This is a genomic window from Pseudomonas sp. NPDC087804, from assembly GCF_044742965.1.
Taxonomy (GTDB): Bacteria; Pseudomonadota; Gammaproteobacteria; order Pseudomonadales; family Pseudomonadaceae; genus Aquipseudomonas; species Aquipseudomonas rustica.
This window is the reverse complement of the sequence record NZ_JBIUVN010000013.1, coordinates 1-14,448: the sequence shown is the minus strand read 5'-3', so window position 1 is coordinate 14,448 and position 14,448 is coordinate 1. Positions and strand designations below refer to the sequence as shown.

The window sequence follows — 14,448 nt, the reverse complement described above, 5'->3', positions numbered from 1 at the left end:
AGCAGGTATCGCTCCCGAACCTGGCGACCCCAACCGTGAAGGGGCAACGCTGCCGCCGCCTGAGGAGAAAATTAGAAATGACCTTCGTCGTCACCGACAACTGCATCAAGTGCAAGTACACCGACTGCGTAGAAGTCTGTCCGGTGGACTGCTTTTACGAAGGCCCGAACTTCCTGGTGATTCACCCGGATGAGTGCATCGACTGCGCCCTGTGCGAACCAGAATGCCCGGCCGTGGCCATTTTCTCCGAGGACGAAGTTCCGGAAGAGATGCAGGAGTTCATCCAGCTGAACGTTGATCTGGCTGAAATCTGGCCAAACATCACCGAGAAGAAAGAATCGCTGCCGGATGCCGAAGAGTGGGATGGCGTCAAAGGCAAGATCAAAGACCTCGAACGCTGATCTGTCACGCGCTCGAATAAAAGGCCCCTTGCGGGCCTTTTTGTTTGTCTGCGATTTACTTTTCTGCGGGCAAAAAAAGGGGCGGTTTGACCCGCCCACATTTTTTCCCTAATCCCTGTATTCCTTTTCATCGTCCTGATGAATCGCATCCTGCGATGTCCATCCCCCTCTTCCTTGAAGGGTGTGTCTGTCCGTCGACACAACCTGAATACTAGAGGGTTATGCGGCGGGGGCAATCGGCCTTCCGTGCTGAAATCGTTTTTCATAACCGCTTCATATTTCAAAATAAGCCTACTAGTCAGTAGGTTACCGATCGCGGACTGACTGAATGGGCGTCTGCCGAAGTGTAAAAATAACGAACACCTACGAAAGAGTAAGCCAAGGCTTACAGCAGCAAACTACAAACCCTCCCGTGTAGGAGCTGCCGAAGGCTGCGATCTTTTGATTCTGCTTTTTAAAATCAAAGTCAAAAGATCGCAGCCTTCGGCAGCTCCTACAAAAGCAGCAACAACAACAACAACAACAACAACATCAAAAGCTGCAGGCAACAAAAAGCCCCGAACCAGTCGGGGCTTTTTGCGGGCGGTCGTGTGAGGCGCTTACTGGAACAGCGACTCGCTCGACAGGCCATTCTTCTCAAGGATTTCGCGAAGGCGCTTGAGGCCCTCTACCTGGATCTGCCGCACCCGCTCGCGCGTCAGGCCGATCTCCAGGCCTACATCTTCCAGCGTACTGCTCTCGTGGCCGCGCAGGCCGAAGCGGCGAATCACCACCTCGCGCTGCTTGTCGGTCAGTTCCGAGAGCCATTGATCGATGCTCTGCGACAGGTCGTCATCCTGCAGCAGTTCGCATGGATCGGTCGGACGATCATCCGTCAGAGTGTCCAGCAGGGTTTTATCCGAATCCGGACCCAGCGAGACGTCGACCGAAGAAACCCGTTCGTTGAGGCCGAGCATGCGCTTGACCTCGCCCACCGGTTTTTCCAGCAGGTTGGCGATTTCTTCGGGTGAAGGTTCGTGGTCGAGTTTTTGCGTCAGCTCCCGTGCAGCCCGCAGGTACACGTTGAGCTCCTTGACCACATGAATCGGCAACCGGATGGTCCGGGTCTGATTCATGATGGCGCGCTCGATGGTTTGACGAATCCACCAGGTGGCGTAGGTCGAGAAGCGGAAGCCGCGCTCGGGGTCGAACTTTTCCACCGCGCGGATCAGTCCGAGGTTGCCCTCTTCGATCAGATCCAGCAGCGACAGGCCTCGATTGACGTAACGCCGGGCGATTTTAACCACCAGCCGCAGGTTACTTTCGATCATGCGCTTGCGTCCGGCAGGGTCGCCACTTTGCGACAAGCGCGCAAAATGAACTTCTTCTTCCGGAGAGAGCAATGGGGAAAAGCCGATTTCGTTGAGATACAGCTGCGTAGCATCGAGTGCCCGCGTGTAGTCGATGTACTTATGCTGTTTGAGTGTCGCAGATTGTCTGGATTTGGAACGAACGGAAGGCGGTGCAGCCCCTTCATCATTCGACATCGAAGAATCCGAATCGATGCCGGCCTCCATAAGGAGAACCTCATCGTCGATGTCAAACTCCGGCACTTCTTTACTGAGAGCCATTGTTATAGTCCTTTGGTGAGTTCGACCCCAAGCTCAAGCGACGCCTTTATCCTTGGCAACGCTGGAGCCTGTCCCCTCTACGCGACGGAACAGGCTGGATGACAAATCAACGTCGTGGCAGGAACTGCAGTGGATCTACAGGTTTACCTTGGCGGCGAATCTCAAAATGCAGTTTCACCCGGTCTGTACCCGTTGACCCCATTTCGGCAATTGTCTGTCCGACCTTGACCTGCTGACCCTCCCGAACCAACAGCCTGCGGTTGTGACCGTAAGCACTGACGTAGGTTTCGCTGTGTTTGATGATGACTAATTCGCCGTAGCCCCTTAAGCCACTCCCGGCGTAAACCACCGTCCCATCAGACGCAGCTAAAACAGGCTGTCCCAAATCCCCGGCGATATCAATTCCTTTATTCAAACTACCGTTTGAAGAGAATTTTCCAATGAGAATGCCATTAGATGGCCATCCCCAGCCGGTCGGGGCCGGGCCTGCAGGAGGCATCGGAGCGGGCGTTTGCTTATTCGCGACGGACGGTGCAGCGCCCGTAGAACCGGTGGTTGTGGTGGTCGTCGTGCCATTCGCCTGGCGCCGGATTACCGTGGTTTTGCTCGACGAAGAAGGCGAAGAACTCGAGTTGCTTACCACCGCGCTCGACGTTGAACCGGTGCGCCCGTCAAAGCGAATTGTCTGACCCGGATGGATCGTATACGGCGTAGGAATATTGTTCCGGGCGGCGAGGGCTTTGTAGTCCCAGCCGTAGCGAAAAGCGATCGAAAACATCGTATCGCCCGGACGGACTACGTACTGCCCGGTCGTCACTGTCGGACGCTGGGCGACCGCCTTGTTGCGATCGACGACACTCACGTTGCTCGATTTGGTGCTGGAGCAACCGACCAGCAAGGTGCTCAAGACAAGGCCAGTCACCAGGCGCTGAAAGCTCGTGTTACCCATACGCTGCGCAATGACTGTGAGACTCACCCGCCGCTCCCTTTGTGGTGGCTGAAAAATTTGGAATGCCGGATTTCGGCATGAACTGTCGCAAGTATAACGGGCAGATTCGGCTTTACCCTTAATGAAGCGAAATCGCTTCGCGCACACGTTTGCCAGCTGGCAATACGCTACGTTTAATCCGCTATCGCCGGTGTAAGACCGGAGCCGTTGAAAGGAATTCAACAGCAGCGAACAAATGCTCAGGCCAACGGCCCGTTGAGCAATGGAACGAAGCGCACCGCCCCCAGAACGTGACGGGAAAAACCGTTTTCTTCACGCACGATCAACAGCAATTGCTGAACTTCGCCGGAGCCGACCGGAATCACCATGCGCCCGCCCGGGGCCAATTGATCCAGCAAGGCTTGCGGCACATCGGTGGCCACGGCGGTTACGATGATGCCGTTGTACGGCGCCAGAGCCGGCCAGCCTTCCCAGCCATCGCCCCAACGAAACACCACATTGCGCAGGTTCAGCTCGACCAGACGTTCCTTGGCCCGATCCTGCAAAACCTTGATCCGCTCAACCGAAAAAACTCGCTCGACCAGTTGCGACAACACCGCCGTCTGGTAACCGGAACCGGTGCCGATCTCCATCACTTTATCCAGCGGCCCGGCCTCGAGCAGCAGCTCGCTCATGCGCGCCACCATATAAGGCTGGGAAATGGTCTGGTTGTGGCCGATCGGCAGTGCCGTGTCTTCGTATGCGCGATGCGCCAGCGCTTCATCGACGAACAGATGACGCGGCGTGCGGCGAATCACTTCGAGTACCTTGGCGTTCGACACGCCTTCTTCATACAGACGCTGGATCAGGCGCTCCCGCGTGCGCTGGGAGGTCATGCCGATGCCGCTGCGCAGTCTGTCGTCGTGTTCGCGAGCCATCAGCGCAGTCCCTCCAGCCAGCCGTCGAGACTTCTGAAGGCATCGTTGAAGGTGCGATCAAGCTGCAACGGGGTGATGGAAACGTAGCCCTGCATCACCGCATGGAAATCGGTGCCCGGGCCGCCGTCTTCAGCGTCGCCGGCGGCAGCAATCCAGTAACCGGCCTTGCCACGCGGATCGACCACTTTCATCGGCGCCGCTGCCCGAGCGCGATGGCCGAGACGGGTCAGCTGAATGCCGCGAATGTGATCGATTGGCAGGTTGGGAATGTTCACGTTGAGCACCGTGCGCGGCGGCAGATCGAGCCCGGCGTGGGCCTCGACCAGTTTGCGCGCGAAGTACGCCGCTGTCGGCAGATTATCCACCTGACGCGAGACCAGCGAAAAAGCGAACGACGGACGTTCGAGGAAGCGCCCTTCAAGGGCCGCTGCCACGGTTCCGGAATACAGCACATCGTCACCGAGATTGGCGCCGAGATTGATCCCCGACACCACCATGTCCGGCTGGCGTTCCAGCAAGCCATTGAGGCCCAGGTGCACGCAGTCGGTCGGGGTGCCGTTGAGGCTGATAAAGCCGTTGGCCAGGTATTGCGGGTGCAACGGACGGTCGAGCGTCAGCGAACTGCTGGCGCCGCTTTTGTCCTGCTCCGGGGCGATAACCACGCATTCGGTGTAATCCGCCAGCGCAGCATAAAGCGCGGCGAGACCGGGTGCGGTTACCCCATCGTCGTTAGAAATCAGAATACGCATGGGCTGTCCGTCTGCCCCACCGGCACCAGATCAACGAGCTCGCGCACCAATACGGTGGCAAAGCATCCGGCCGGGAGGACGAATTCCAGTTGCAGAATGTCAGGCTGGGGATAATGCCACGTCAACCCGCCAATGGGCAGCCGCAGGATGCGACGCTCGTGGCTCATGCCGGCGTGAATCAACCAATCGCGCAGCTCCGCTTCGCGCGCGGCAATCCCCTGCTCCAGTTCATGGACAACGCCTGCGGTCGGCGAGTCACCTTCGCCCCACTGCGGGCCGGTCGGATGCAGATCGAGAATCGCCAGACGCGGGTCGCTGCATTCAGCTTCACCGGCGGGGAAAAAGCTGCGACTGTCGGTGAACGCGAGCAGATCACCGACTTGCGCTTGCTGCCAGGTGCCATCGGCCACACGCGCCGCCAACACCTGATTGAACAGAAAGCTACGCGCCGTCGACAGCAGTCGCGAACGCACGTTGCGCTGCTCCGGCAAGGCTTTGCGCGCCGCCCATCCGCGCGCATCAACGACGTTACCGCCGTCATGGCCGAAACGCTGGGCGCCGAAATAATTGGGAATGCCTTGCCGGGCGATCAGTTGCAAACGTTGTTCGATCGCGTCTTTGTCGCCAGCGAACTGGGTCAGGCGCAAGGTGAAACCGTTGGCCGAGTGTGCGCCGCGCTGCAGCTTGCGCTTGTGGCGCGTGGTCTTGAGGATCTTCAGCGTGTCGTTTTCCGCCGCCGACAGATCCGGATCAGCCTTGCCCGGCAATTGCACGCTGAACCACTGACGGGTCAGCGCCTGCCGATCCTTGAGGCCGGCATAGCTGACGGTGCGCAACGGCACGCCGGCAGCCTTGGCAATACGCCGTGCAGCTTCTTCAGTGTTGAGGCCACGCTTTTCGACCCAGATCCACAGGTGTTCACCGTCGCCGCTGAACGGGATGTCGAGGACTTCATCAACCTGAAAATCTTCAGCGATGGCTTTCAGTACCGCCGTGCCGAGGGGTTCGCCATAGGCACGCGGGCCGAGCAGTTGCAGTTCATTCATGCGCGCAGCAACAAGGCAACGGAGTGCACAGCGATGCCTTCTTCGCGACCGACAAAGCCAAGCTTTTCGGTGGTGGTAGCTTTCACGTTCACTTGATCCAACTCAACTTGAAGATCCGCCGCGATCAGCGCGCGCATCGATTCGATATGCGGGGCCATTTTCGGTGCCTGGGCAACGATGGTGTTGTCGACGTTGCCGACTTTCCAGCCTTTGACATGGATCAGCGCGACCACATGACGCAGCAGCGCGCGGCTGTCGGCGCCCTTGAATTGCGGGTCGGTGTCCGGGAAGTGTTTGCCGATATCACCCAGCGCCGCAGCACCGAGCAAGGCATCGCTCAAGGCGTGCAGCAGGACGTCACCGTCGGAATGAGCGAGCAGCCCGAAGCTGTGTGCAATGCGCACGCCGCCCAGAGTAATGAAATCGCCTTCAGCGAAACGATGCACATCATAGCCGTGGCCAATACGCATAAAAAAAACGCCCCGATTTTTGTCAGGGCGTGATTCTACCCGCATTAGCCCTTGAGGGCGCGTGCATGATGTTGCAAGTGGTCGTCAATGAAGCTGGCGATGAAGAAATAGCTGTGGTCGTAGCCCGGTTGCAGACGCAATGTCAGCGGATGGCCCGCTTGTTTTGCCGCTTGTTGCAGGGCTTCGGGTTTCAGCTGTTTTTCAAGGAAGTCGTCGCGATCACCTTGATCGACCAGCAGCGGCAATTGTTCATCCGCTTCAGCGATCAGTGCGCAGGCATCCCACTCTTTCCATTTCGAACGATCCTCGCCCAGATAACGCGAAAATGCTTTCTGCCCCCACGGGCAATCCATCGGGTTATTGATCGGCGAAAAGGCTGACACCGATTGGTAACGTCCCGGGTTGCGCAGCGCACAGACCAGCGCACCGTGGCCACCCATGGAATGACCGCTGATGCTGCGTTTGTCCGACGCGGGGAAATGCGCTTCAACCAATGAAGGCAATTCCTGCACGACGTAGTCATGCATCCGATAGTGCCGCGACCACGGCTCCTGCGTGGCATTCAGATAGAAGCCGGCACCGAGACCGAAATCCCAGGCGCCATCCGGATCGCCCGGCACATCCGGGCCACGCGGACTGGTGTCGGGCGCGACGATGATTAAACCAAGTTCGGCGGCCATGCGCAGGGCGCCAGCCTTGTGCATAAAGTTCTCGTCGGTACAGGTCAGGCCGGACAGCCAGTACAGCACCGGCAATTTGCCGCCCTGCTCCGCTTGCGGCGGCAGGTACACGGCGAACACCATGTCGCAACCGAGCACATCGGAGCGATGGCGGTAACGCTTGTGCCAGCCGCCAAAACTTTTCTGACAGGAGATGTTTTCCAGACTCATGTAAAGACTCCTACGCGGTCACGGCAACACGCCTTCACGACGTGTCGCCATATCCCGGCGATTGATCAGAAATGAATGACGGTACGGATGCTCTTGCCTTCGTGCATCAGGTCGAACGCTTTGTTGATGTCTTCCAGGCCCATGGTGTGGGTGATGAACGTATCCAGCGGGATCTCGCCGCTTTGCGCCATGTCGACGTAGCTTGGCAACTCGGTACGGCCGCGCACGCCGCCGAATGCCGAACCGCGCCAGACGCGACCGGTGACTAACTGGAATGGACGGGTGGCGATTTCCTGGCCGGCACCGGCCACGCCGATGATGACGGATTCGCCCCAACCTTTGTGGCAGCACTCAAGCGCGGCGCGCATCAATTGCACGTTGCCGATGCATTCGAAGGAGAAGTCGACGCCGCCATCGGTCATGTCGACGATCACTTCCTGAATCGGGCGATCGAAATCTTTCGGGTTCACGCAGTCGGTGGCACCGAGTTGCTTGGCGATCTCGAACTTGGCCGGGTTGATGTCGATGGCGATGATACGCGCAGCCTTGGCTTTCACGGCGCCGATCACCGCAGACAAACCGATACCGCCCAGACCGAAGATGGCCACGGTGTCACCCGGTTTCACCTTGGCAGTGTTGAGCACTGCGCCAATGCCGGTGGTAACGCCGCAACCGAGCAGGCAAACCTTTTCCAGCGGGGCGTCTTTGGAAATCTTCGCTACGGAGATTTCCGGCAGCACGGTGTATTCCGAGAATGTCGAAGTACCCATGTAGTGGAAAATCGTTTCGCCCTTGTAGGAAAAACGCGAGGTGCCGTCCGGCATCAGACCTTTGCCCTGAGTCGCGCGAATCGCCTGACACAGGTTGGTCTTGCCCGACTTACAGAATTTGCACTGGCCACATTCCGGGGTGTACAGCGGAATCACGTGATCGCCAACGGCAACCGAGGTTACGCCCTCGCCGATCGCTTCAACGATGGCGCCACCTTCGTGGCCAAGGATCGACGGGAAGATACCTTCCGGGTCAGCGCCGGACAGGGTGTAGGCGTCAGTGTGGCAAACACCGGAAGCGACGACGCGCAGCAATACTTCACCGGCCTTGGGCATGGCGACATCGACTTCTACGATTTCCAGCGGCTTTTTGGCCTCGAAGGCAACGGCGGCGCGCGACTTGATCATGCTGACTCTCCAGTGAATCCAATGAATAAAAAAACCAGACAGCGAGTGTAGTTCAGCGCTGGCTGATGAATAATCCGGACAAATGCAAAATATTATTGCCGTACAGGGATAATCCAATGTCCGAGAACCGCTGGGAAGGCATCGACGAGTTCGTCGCCGTCGCCGAGTGCAGCCAATTCACCGCTGCGGCCGAACGCCTTGGGGTTTCTTCCTCCCACGTCAGTCGACAAATCGTACGACTGGAAGAGCGTTTGCAGACGCGTCTGCTCTATCGCAGTACCCGCCGGGTGACGCTGACCGAGGCCGGGCAGACTTTCCTCCAGCATTGCCAACGTTTGCAGGATGGTCGTGAGGAAGCATTGCGCGCGGTCGGCGACCTGACCAGCGAACCAAAAGGCATGCTGCGCATGACCTGCGCGGTAGCGTACGGCGAACGCTTTATCGTGCCGTTGGTGACACGGTTTATGGGGCTGTATCCGCAGTTGCGCATCGATATCGAGCTGAGCAATCGCCAACTCGATCTGGTGCATGAAGGACTGGATCTGGCGATTCGGCTGGGTCGGTTACAGGACTCACGATTGGTCGCCGCACGGCTGGCACCCCGGCGCATGTACCTGTGCGCATCACCGTCCTACCTGGAACGGTATGGACGCCCACATAGTTTGTCGGAATTGAGCCGGCATAATTGCCTGATCGGCAGCTCGGACATCTGGCAACTGGAACAGAACGGGCGAGAATTTTCTCAGCGGGTGCAGGGAAACTGGCGCTGCAACAGTGGGCAAGCGGTGCTGGACGCGGCGTTGCAGGGCGTCGGGTTGTGTCAGTTGCCGGATTATTACGTACTGGAGCATCTGCACAGTGGCGCGTTGATTTCACTGCTGGAGGCGCATCAGCCGCCGAATACGGCGGTGTGGGCGTTGTATCCACAGCAACGGCATCTGTCGCCGAAGGTGCGCAAGTTGGTGGATTTTTTGAAGGAGGGATTGGCTGAGCGGCCGGAATATCGGAGCTGAGTTATGCGTCGCTTGGGCTATCGCTTTCGCGAGCAAGCCCGCTCCCACATTTGATCGCAGTTACCTGTCGAACACGGTCAAATGTGGGAGCGGGCTTGCTCGCGAAGGCAATCTGACAAACGCCACAACACTCAGCGGCGATTCGCCCAACGCTGGCGCAACCACTCCAGATCTTCCGGCCGCGTCACCTTGAGGTTATCCGCGCGCCCTTCGATCAGTCGCGGCTTCAGCCCCGCCCACTCCATCGCTGACGCTTCATCAGTAATCACGGCATCCGCGACCAGGCTGTCCGCCAGCGCCCGATGCAACGCCCCGAGACGAAACATCTGCGGCGTATACGCTTGCCAGATCACGCTGCGATCGACGGTTTCAAGCACACGACCGTGCTTGTCGACCCGCTTCAACGTGTCGCGTGCCGGCACGGCGAGCAAACCGCCGACCGGGTCATCCATCAGTTCAGCAAGTAACTTGTCGAGATCATCGCGACTCAGATTCGGCCGCGCCGCATCGTGCACCAGCACCCAATCGTCATCATCGGCACCCTGCGCATGCAAGTGCAGCAAGGCATTGAGCACCGAAGCCGATCGCTCGGCCCCGCCGTCAACCCGCTGAATTCGCGAGTCGCTTGCGCACGCCAGGTTCGGCCAGTAGGGATCATCAACTGCAAGACTGACCACCAACCCTTGCAGGCTTGGGTGATCGAGGAAACAGCCGAGGCTGTGTTCGAGAATTGTGCGTCCGCCCAGTTGCAGGTATTGCTTGGGACGATCCGCGGCCATTCGGGCACCGACGCCCGCGGCAGGAATCACGGCCCAGAAGGCCGGCAGGGAATTGATCATTGGGCCAACTGGTAAAGGGTTTCGCCGTCCTTGACCATGCCCAACTCATGGCGAGCGCGTTCTTCAACGGTCTCCATGCCTTTCTTCAGCTCGCTGACTTCAGCGTCCATCACCCGATTGCGCTCCAGCAGGGCTTCGTTCTCGGCGTGTTGATCAGCAATCTGCTGATTCAGCTCGGCGACTTGCGCCAGACTGCCATTGCCCACCCACAGGCGGTACTGCAGACCGGCCAGCAGCAAGAGCAAAACGAGAAACAACCAGTAGGGACTGCGCATCGAATATCAGGTATCCAGTGAAAAAAGACAGCCATGCCAAAACTTTGAAGCATCTGATAGCACGAAGCCTGGAAGATCCAGGCTTGTGCATATAAGGCATCAGATTAGTGGCAAATCCATCGCTGTCACGACTTTTCCGACACAATCCGGTGTCTTTTTACCATCTACGGCTTAACCGCGAAACTCGGAGCGACCGTTGTACTTGGCTTTGCCATTCAACTGCTCTTCGATACGCAGCAGTTGGTTGTACTTGGAAACGCGGTCGGAACGGCACAGCGAACCGGTTTTGATCTGGCCAGCCGAGGTGCCCACAGCCAGGTCGGCGATGGTCGAATCTTCGGTTTCGCCCGAACGGTGCGAGATCACTGCAGTGTAACCGGCAGCCTTGGCCATCTGGATGGCTTCCAGCGTTTCGGTCAGAGTGCCGATCTGGTTGAACTTGATCAGGATCGAGTTGGCGATGTTTTTATCGATGCCCTCTTTCAGGATCTTGGTGTTGGTCACGAACAGGTCGTCGCCCACCAGTTGCACCTTCTCGCCGATCTTGTCGGTGAGGATTTTCCAGCCAGCCCAGTCGGACTCGTCCAGACCGTCTTCGATCGAGATGATCGGATAACGTTCGGTCAGGCCCTTCAGGTAATCAGCGAAACCTTCAGCGGTGAACACCTGGCCTTCGCCGGACAGGTTGTACTTGCCGTCTTCGTAGAATTCGCTCGCCGCGCAGTCCAGCGCCAGGGTCACGTCAGTGCCCAGCTTGTAACCGGCGTTGGCCACCGCTTCGGAGATAACTTTCAGCGCGTCTTCGTTGGACGCCAGGTTCGGTGCGAAACCGCCTTCGTCGCCAACGGCAGTGCTCAGGCCACGGGCCTTCAGCACAGCTTTCAAGTGATGGAAAATCTCGGTGCCCATGCGCAGACCTTCCGAGAAAGACTTGGCGCCAACCGGCTGTACCATGAATTCCTGGATGTCGACGTTGTTATCGGCGTGCTCGCCACCGTTGATGATGTTCATCATCGGCACCGGCATCGAGTAAACACCCGGAGTGCCGTTCAGGTTGGCGATGTGTGCGTACAACGGCAGATCCTGATCCTGTGCAGCAGCCTTGGCCGCAGCCAGGGACACGGCGAGGATGGCGTTGGCGCCCAGGGTCGCTTTGTTTTCGGTACCGTCGAGCTTGATCATCGCGTGATCCAGCGCTTTCTGGTCGCTTGGGTCGGTGCCCAGCAGCAGATCGCGGATCGGGCCGTTGATATTGGCGACTGCTTTCAGTACGCCTTTGCCCAGATAACGGCTCTTGTCGCCATCACGCAGCTCGAGCGCTTCACGCGAGCCAGTGGATGCACCGGACGGCGCGCAAGCGCTGCCGATGATGCCGTTGTCGAGAAGCACATCCGCTTCCACGGTGGGATTGCCACGGGAGTCGAGAACTTCACGACCTTTGATGTCGACGATTTTTGCCATTGTTGTAAACACTCCAATGTTGACTAAAACGACGCAGCTAGAGGAAATCTTTTTACCGTCGGCAAGTGGTGTGCAGCGGGCAGCTTGCAGACGACAACGCACATGCCCGAGGGCATGTGCGACAAATCGTGCGGTACTTTACCGGAGAATTGAGTGTTACGCGGTTTCTACCGTCGGAAAACTCTTCACCAGTTCGTCCAAAGCTTTGAGCTGGGCCAGAAATGGCTCCAGTTTGTCCAGACGCAAGGCGCAAGGGCCGTCGCATTTGGCATTGTCCGGATCCGGATGCGCTTCGAGGAACAGACCCGCCAGCGACTGGCTCATGCCGGCCTTGGCCAGATCCAGCACCTGCGCACGGCGACCGCCAGCGGAGTCGGAACGACCGCCAGGCATTTGCAGCGCGTGGGTCACGTCGAAGAAAACCGGGTACTCGAACTGCTTCATGATGCCGAAGCCGAGCATGTCGACCACGAGGTTGTTGTAGCCGAAGCTCGAACCACGCTCGCAGAGGATCAGTTGATCGTTACCCGCTTCCACGCACTTGCTCAGGATGTGTTTCATTTCCTGAGGCGCGAGGAACTGGGCTTTCTTGATATTGATCACTGCGTTGGTCTTGGCCATTGCGACGACCAGATCGGTCTGGCGCGACAGGAAGGCCGGCAGTTGAATGATGTCGCAGACCTCAGCAACGACCGCGGCCTGATCAGGCTCGTGGACGTCGGTGATGATCGGTACGCCGAAGGCTTGTTTGATGTCCTGGAAGATGCGCATGCCTTCTTCCAGGCCAGGGCCACGATACGAATGCACAGAAGACCGGTTGGCCTTGTCGAAACTGGCCTTGAACACGTAAGGGATATCGAGTTTTTCGGTGACCTTTACGTACTCTTCGCAAACCTGCATGGCCATGTCACGGCTTTCCAGCACGTTCATGCCGCCGAACAGCACCATGGGTTTGTCGTTGGCAATCTCGATGTCGCCGACGCGGATGATCTTCTGTGCCATCGGGGTTACGCCTTCTTCTGGTGTTGAGCCAACGCTGCTTTGACGAAACCGCTGAACAGCGGGTGGCCATCGCGTGGTGTCGAGGTGAACTCAGGGTGGAACTGGCAAGCGACGAACCATGGGTGATCGGCCGCTTCTACCACTTCAACCAGCGCTGCGTCAGCCGAGCGACCGGAGATTTTCAGGCCGGCTTCGATCAGTTGTGGCAGCAGCTTGTTGTTCACTTCGTAACGGTGACGGTGACGCTCGACAATCACATCCTTGGCGTAGCAGTCGTGCACCTTGGAGCCGGCTTCGAGCAGGCATTCCTGAGCGCCGAGGCGCATGGTGCCGCCCAGATCGGACGCTTCGGTACGCACTTCAACGGCGCCGGTCGCGTCTTCCCATTCGGTGATCAGACCCACAACCGGGTGGCCGCTGGCGCGATCGAACTCGGTGGAGTTGGCGTCTTTCCAGCCCATCACGTTACGGGCGAACTCGATGACCGCCACTTGCATGCCGAGGCAGATGCCCAGGTACGGAACCTTGTTCTCACGAGCGTACTGAACGGCGGTGATCTTGCCTTCCACGCCGCGCAGACCGAAGCCGCCCGGTACGAGGATCGCGTCGACACCTTCGAGCAGCGCGGTGCCCTGGTTTTCGATGTCTTCGGAATCGATGTAACGCAGGTTGACCTTGGTGCGGTTGCTGATACCGGCGTGACTCATCGCTTCGATCAGCGACTTGTAGGCGTCCAGCAGCTCCATGTACTTGCCGACCATGGCGATGGTCACTTCGTGTTCCGGGTTCAGCTTGGCGTCAACCACCGCTTCCCACTCGGACAGATCAGCGCTGCCGCACTGCAGACCGAAACGCTCAACGACGAAATCGTCCAGACCCTGCGAGTGCAGGATGCCCGGGATCTTGTAGATGGTATCGGCGTCTTCCAGCGCGATCACCGCACGTTCTTCAACGTTGGTGAACTGAGCGATCTTGCGACGCGATGAGATGTCGATCGGGTGATCGGAACGGCACACCAGTACGTCTGGCTGCAGGCCGATCGAACGCAGTTCTTTCACCGAGTGCTGGGTTGGCTTGGTTTTGGTCTCGCCGGCAGTGGCGATGTACGGCACCAAAGTCAGGTGCATCAGCATCGCGCGCTTGGCGCCGACTTCGAAACGCAGTTGGCGGATCGCTTCGAGGAACGGTTGCGACTCGATGTCACCGACGGTGCCACCGATTTCAACCATCGCCACGTCAGCGTCGCCAGCACCCTTGATGATGCGGCGCTTGATTTCGTCGGTGATGTGCGGAATCACCTGGATGGTTGCACCCAGGTAATCACCACGGCGCTCTTTGCGCAGCACGTGTTCGTAAACACGGCCAGTGGTGAAGTTGTTGTTCTGGGTCATGGTCGTGCGGATGAACCGCTCGTAGTGGCCCAGATCCAGGTCGGTCTCGGCGCCGTCGTGGGTGACGAACACTTCGCCGTGCTGGAACGGGCTCATGGTGCCCGGGTCAACGTTGATGTACGGATCCAGCTTCAGCATGGTGACCTTAAGTCCCCGCGCCTCCAGGATGGCTGCCAATGAAGCCGATGCAATGCCTTTCCCCAAAGAACAAACCACACCGCCCGTGACGAATATGTAGCGCGTCATGAAAAACCCTA

15 protein-coding genes are annotated in these 14,448 nt (G+C 58.4%); 2 read left to right on the top strand and 13 right to left on the bottom strand.

The features are described 5' to 3' along the window. Window positions 1–77: 77 nt before the first annotated feature. Window positions 78–401, top strand: a complete 324-nt coding sequence (gene fdxA / locus ACIOMO_RS17040) for a ferredoxin FdxA (RefSeq protein ID WP_008077096.1) — start codon at window positions 78–80, stop codon at window positions 399–401. Window positions 402–1,000: 599 nt separating this feature from the next. Here fdxA and rpoS read toward each other — a convergent pair. From rpoS to ACIOMO_RS17000, 8 genes are all read right to left on the bottom strand, one after another. Next, on the bottom strand, window positions 1,001–1,927 hold the full coding sequence (rpoS, locus tag ACIOMO_RS17035; protein ID WP_371925982.1) for an RNA polymerase sigma factor RpoS: 927 nt from the start codon (window positions 1,925–1,927) through the stop codon (window positions 1,001–1,003). Between the two features lie 190 nt (window positions 1,928–2,117). Then, the gene (locus ACIOMO_RS17030; RefSeq protein ID WP_053117660.1) at window positions 2,118–2,987 is read right to left on the bottom strand and encodes a peptidoglycan DD-metalloendopeptidase family protein; all 870 of its coding nucleotides are present in this window, start codon (window positions 2,985–2,987) and stop codon (window positions 2,118–2,120) included. A 212-nt stretch (window positions 2,988–3,199) separates the two neighbouring features. Then, a complete protein-coding gene (locus tag ACIOMO_RS17025) occupies window positions 3,200–3,835 on the bottom strand; it encodes a protein-L-isoaspartate(D-aspartate) O-methyltransferase (protein WP_172680082.1) in 636 nt (211 codons plus the stop codon). Between the two features lie 41 nt (window positions 3,836–3,876). Then, window positions 3,877–4,626: a 5'/3'-nucleotidase SurE gene (gene surE / locus ACIOMO_RS17020; RefSeq protein WP_008081730.1), complete on the bottom strand. Its 750-nt coding sequence runs from the start codon at window positions 4,624–4,626 to the stop codon at window positions 3,877–3,879. After that, on the bottom strand, window positions 4,614–5,672 hold the full coding sequence (gene truD / locus ACIOMO_RS17015) for a tRNA pseudouridine(13) synthase TruD (protein ID WP_401242257.1): 1,059 nt from the start codon (window positions 5,670–5,672) through the stop codon (window positions 4,614–4,616). Before truD ends, surE begins: the two co-directional genes overlap by 13 nt. Then, window positions 5,669–6,142 (bottom strand): 2-C-methyl-D-erythritol 2,4-cyclodiphosphate synthase, encoded by a 474-nt coding sequence (gene ispF, locus ACIOMO_RS17010; protein ID WP_401242254.1) that lies wholly within the window; start codon window positions 6,140–6,142, stop codon window positions 5,669–5,671. The genes truD and ispF overlap by 4 nt, the downstream gene beginning before the upstream one ends. 44 nt (window positions 6,143–6,186) lie before the next feature. Then, window positions 6,187–7,032, bottom strand: coding sequence for an S-formylglutathione hydrolase (gene fghA / locus ACIOMO_RS17005; RefSeq protein ID WP_053117654.1), 846 nt, complete (start codon window positions 7,030–7,032; stop codon window positions 6,187–6,189). A 65-nt stretch (window positions 7,033–7,097) separates the two neighbouring features. Then, window positions 7,098–8,210, bottom strand: coding sequence for an S-(hydroxymethyl)glutathione dehydrogenase/class III alcohol dehydrogenase (locus tag ACIOMO_RS17000; protein WP_007908835.1), 1,113 nt, complete (start codon window positions 8,208–8,210; stop codon window positions 7,098–7,100). Window positions 8,211–8,326: 116 nt separating this feature from the next. Between ACIOMO_RS17000 and ACIOMO_RS16995 the strand changes: the two genes are divergently transcribed. After that, complete coding sequence (locus ACIOMO_RS16995) at window positions 8,327–9,223, top strand: LysR substrate-binding domain-containing protein (RefSeq protein ID WP_212549600.1); 897 nt, start codon at window positions 8,327–8,329, stop codon at window positions 9,221–9,223. A 131-nt stretch (window positions 9,224–9,354) separates the two neighbouring features. Here ACIOMO_RS16995 and ispD read toward each other — a convergent pair whose 3' ends face one another. From ispD to ACIOMO_RS16970, 5 genes are all read right to left on the bottom strand, one after another. Next, the gene (ispD, locus tag ACIOMO_RS16990; RefSeq protein WP_053117650.1) at window positions 9,355–10,062 is read right to left on the bottom strand and encodes a 2-C-methyl-D-erythritol 4-phosphate cytidylyltransferase; all 708 of its coding nucleotides are present in this window, start codon (window positions 10,060–10,062) and stop codon (window positions 9,355–9,357) included. Further along, the gene (gene ftsB, locus ACIOMO_RS16985; RefSeq protein WP_003222158.1) at window positions 10,059–10,337 is read right to left on the bottom strand and encodes a cell division protein FtsB; all 279 of its coding nucleotides are present in this window, start codon (window positions 10,335–10,337) and stop codon (window positions 10,059–10,061) included. Before ftsB ends, ispD begins: the two co-directional genes overlap by 4 nt. Window positions 10,338–10,508: 171 nt before the next feature. After that, entirely contained in the window at window positions 10,509–11,798 is a 1,290-nt protein-coding gene (gene eno / locus ACIOMO_RS16980; protein WP_007908839.1) for a phosphopyruvate hydratase, read from the bottom strand. Window positions 11,799–11,954: 156 nt separating this feature from the next. Next, complete coding sequence (gene kdsA / locus ACIOMO_RS16975; protein WP_401242248.1) at window positions 11,955–12,800, bottom strand: 3-deoxy-8-phosphooctulonate synthase; 846 nt, start codon at window positions 12,798–12,800, stop codon at window positions 11,955–11,957. A 5-nt stretch (window positions 12,801–12,805) separates the two neighbouring features. Then, window positions 12,806–14,437, bottom strand: a complete 1,632-nt coding sequence (locus ACIOMO_RS16970; protein WP_401242433.1) for a CTP synthase — start codon at window positions 14,435–14,437, stop codon at window positions 12,806–12,808. Window positions 14,438–14,448 lie beyond the last annotated feature (11 nt).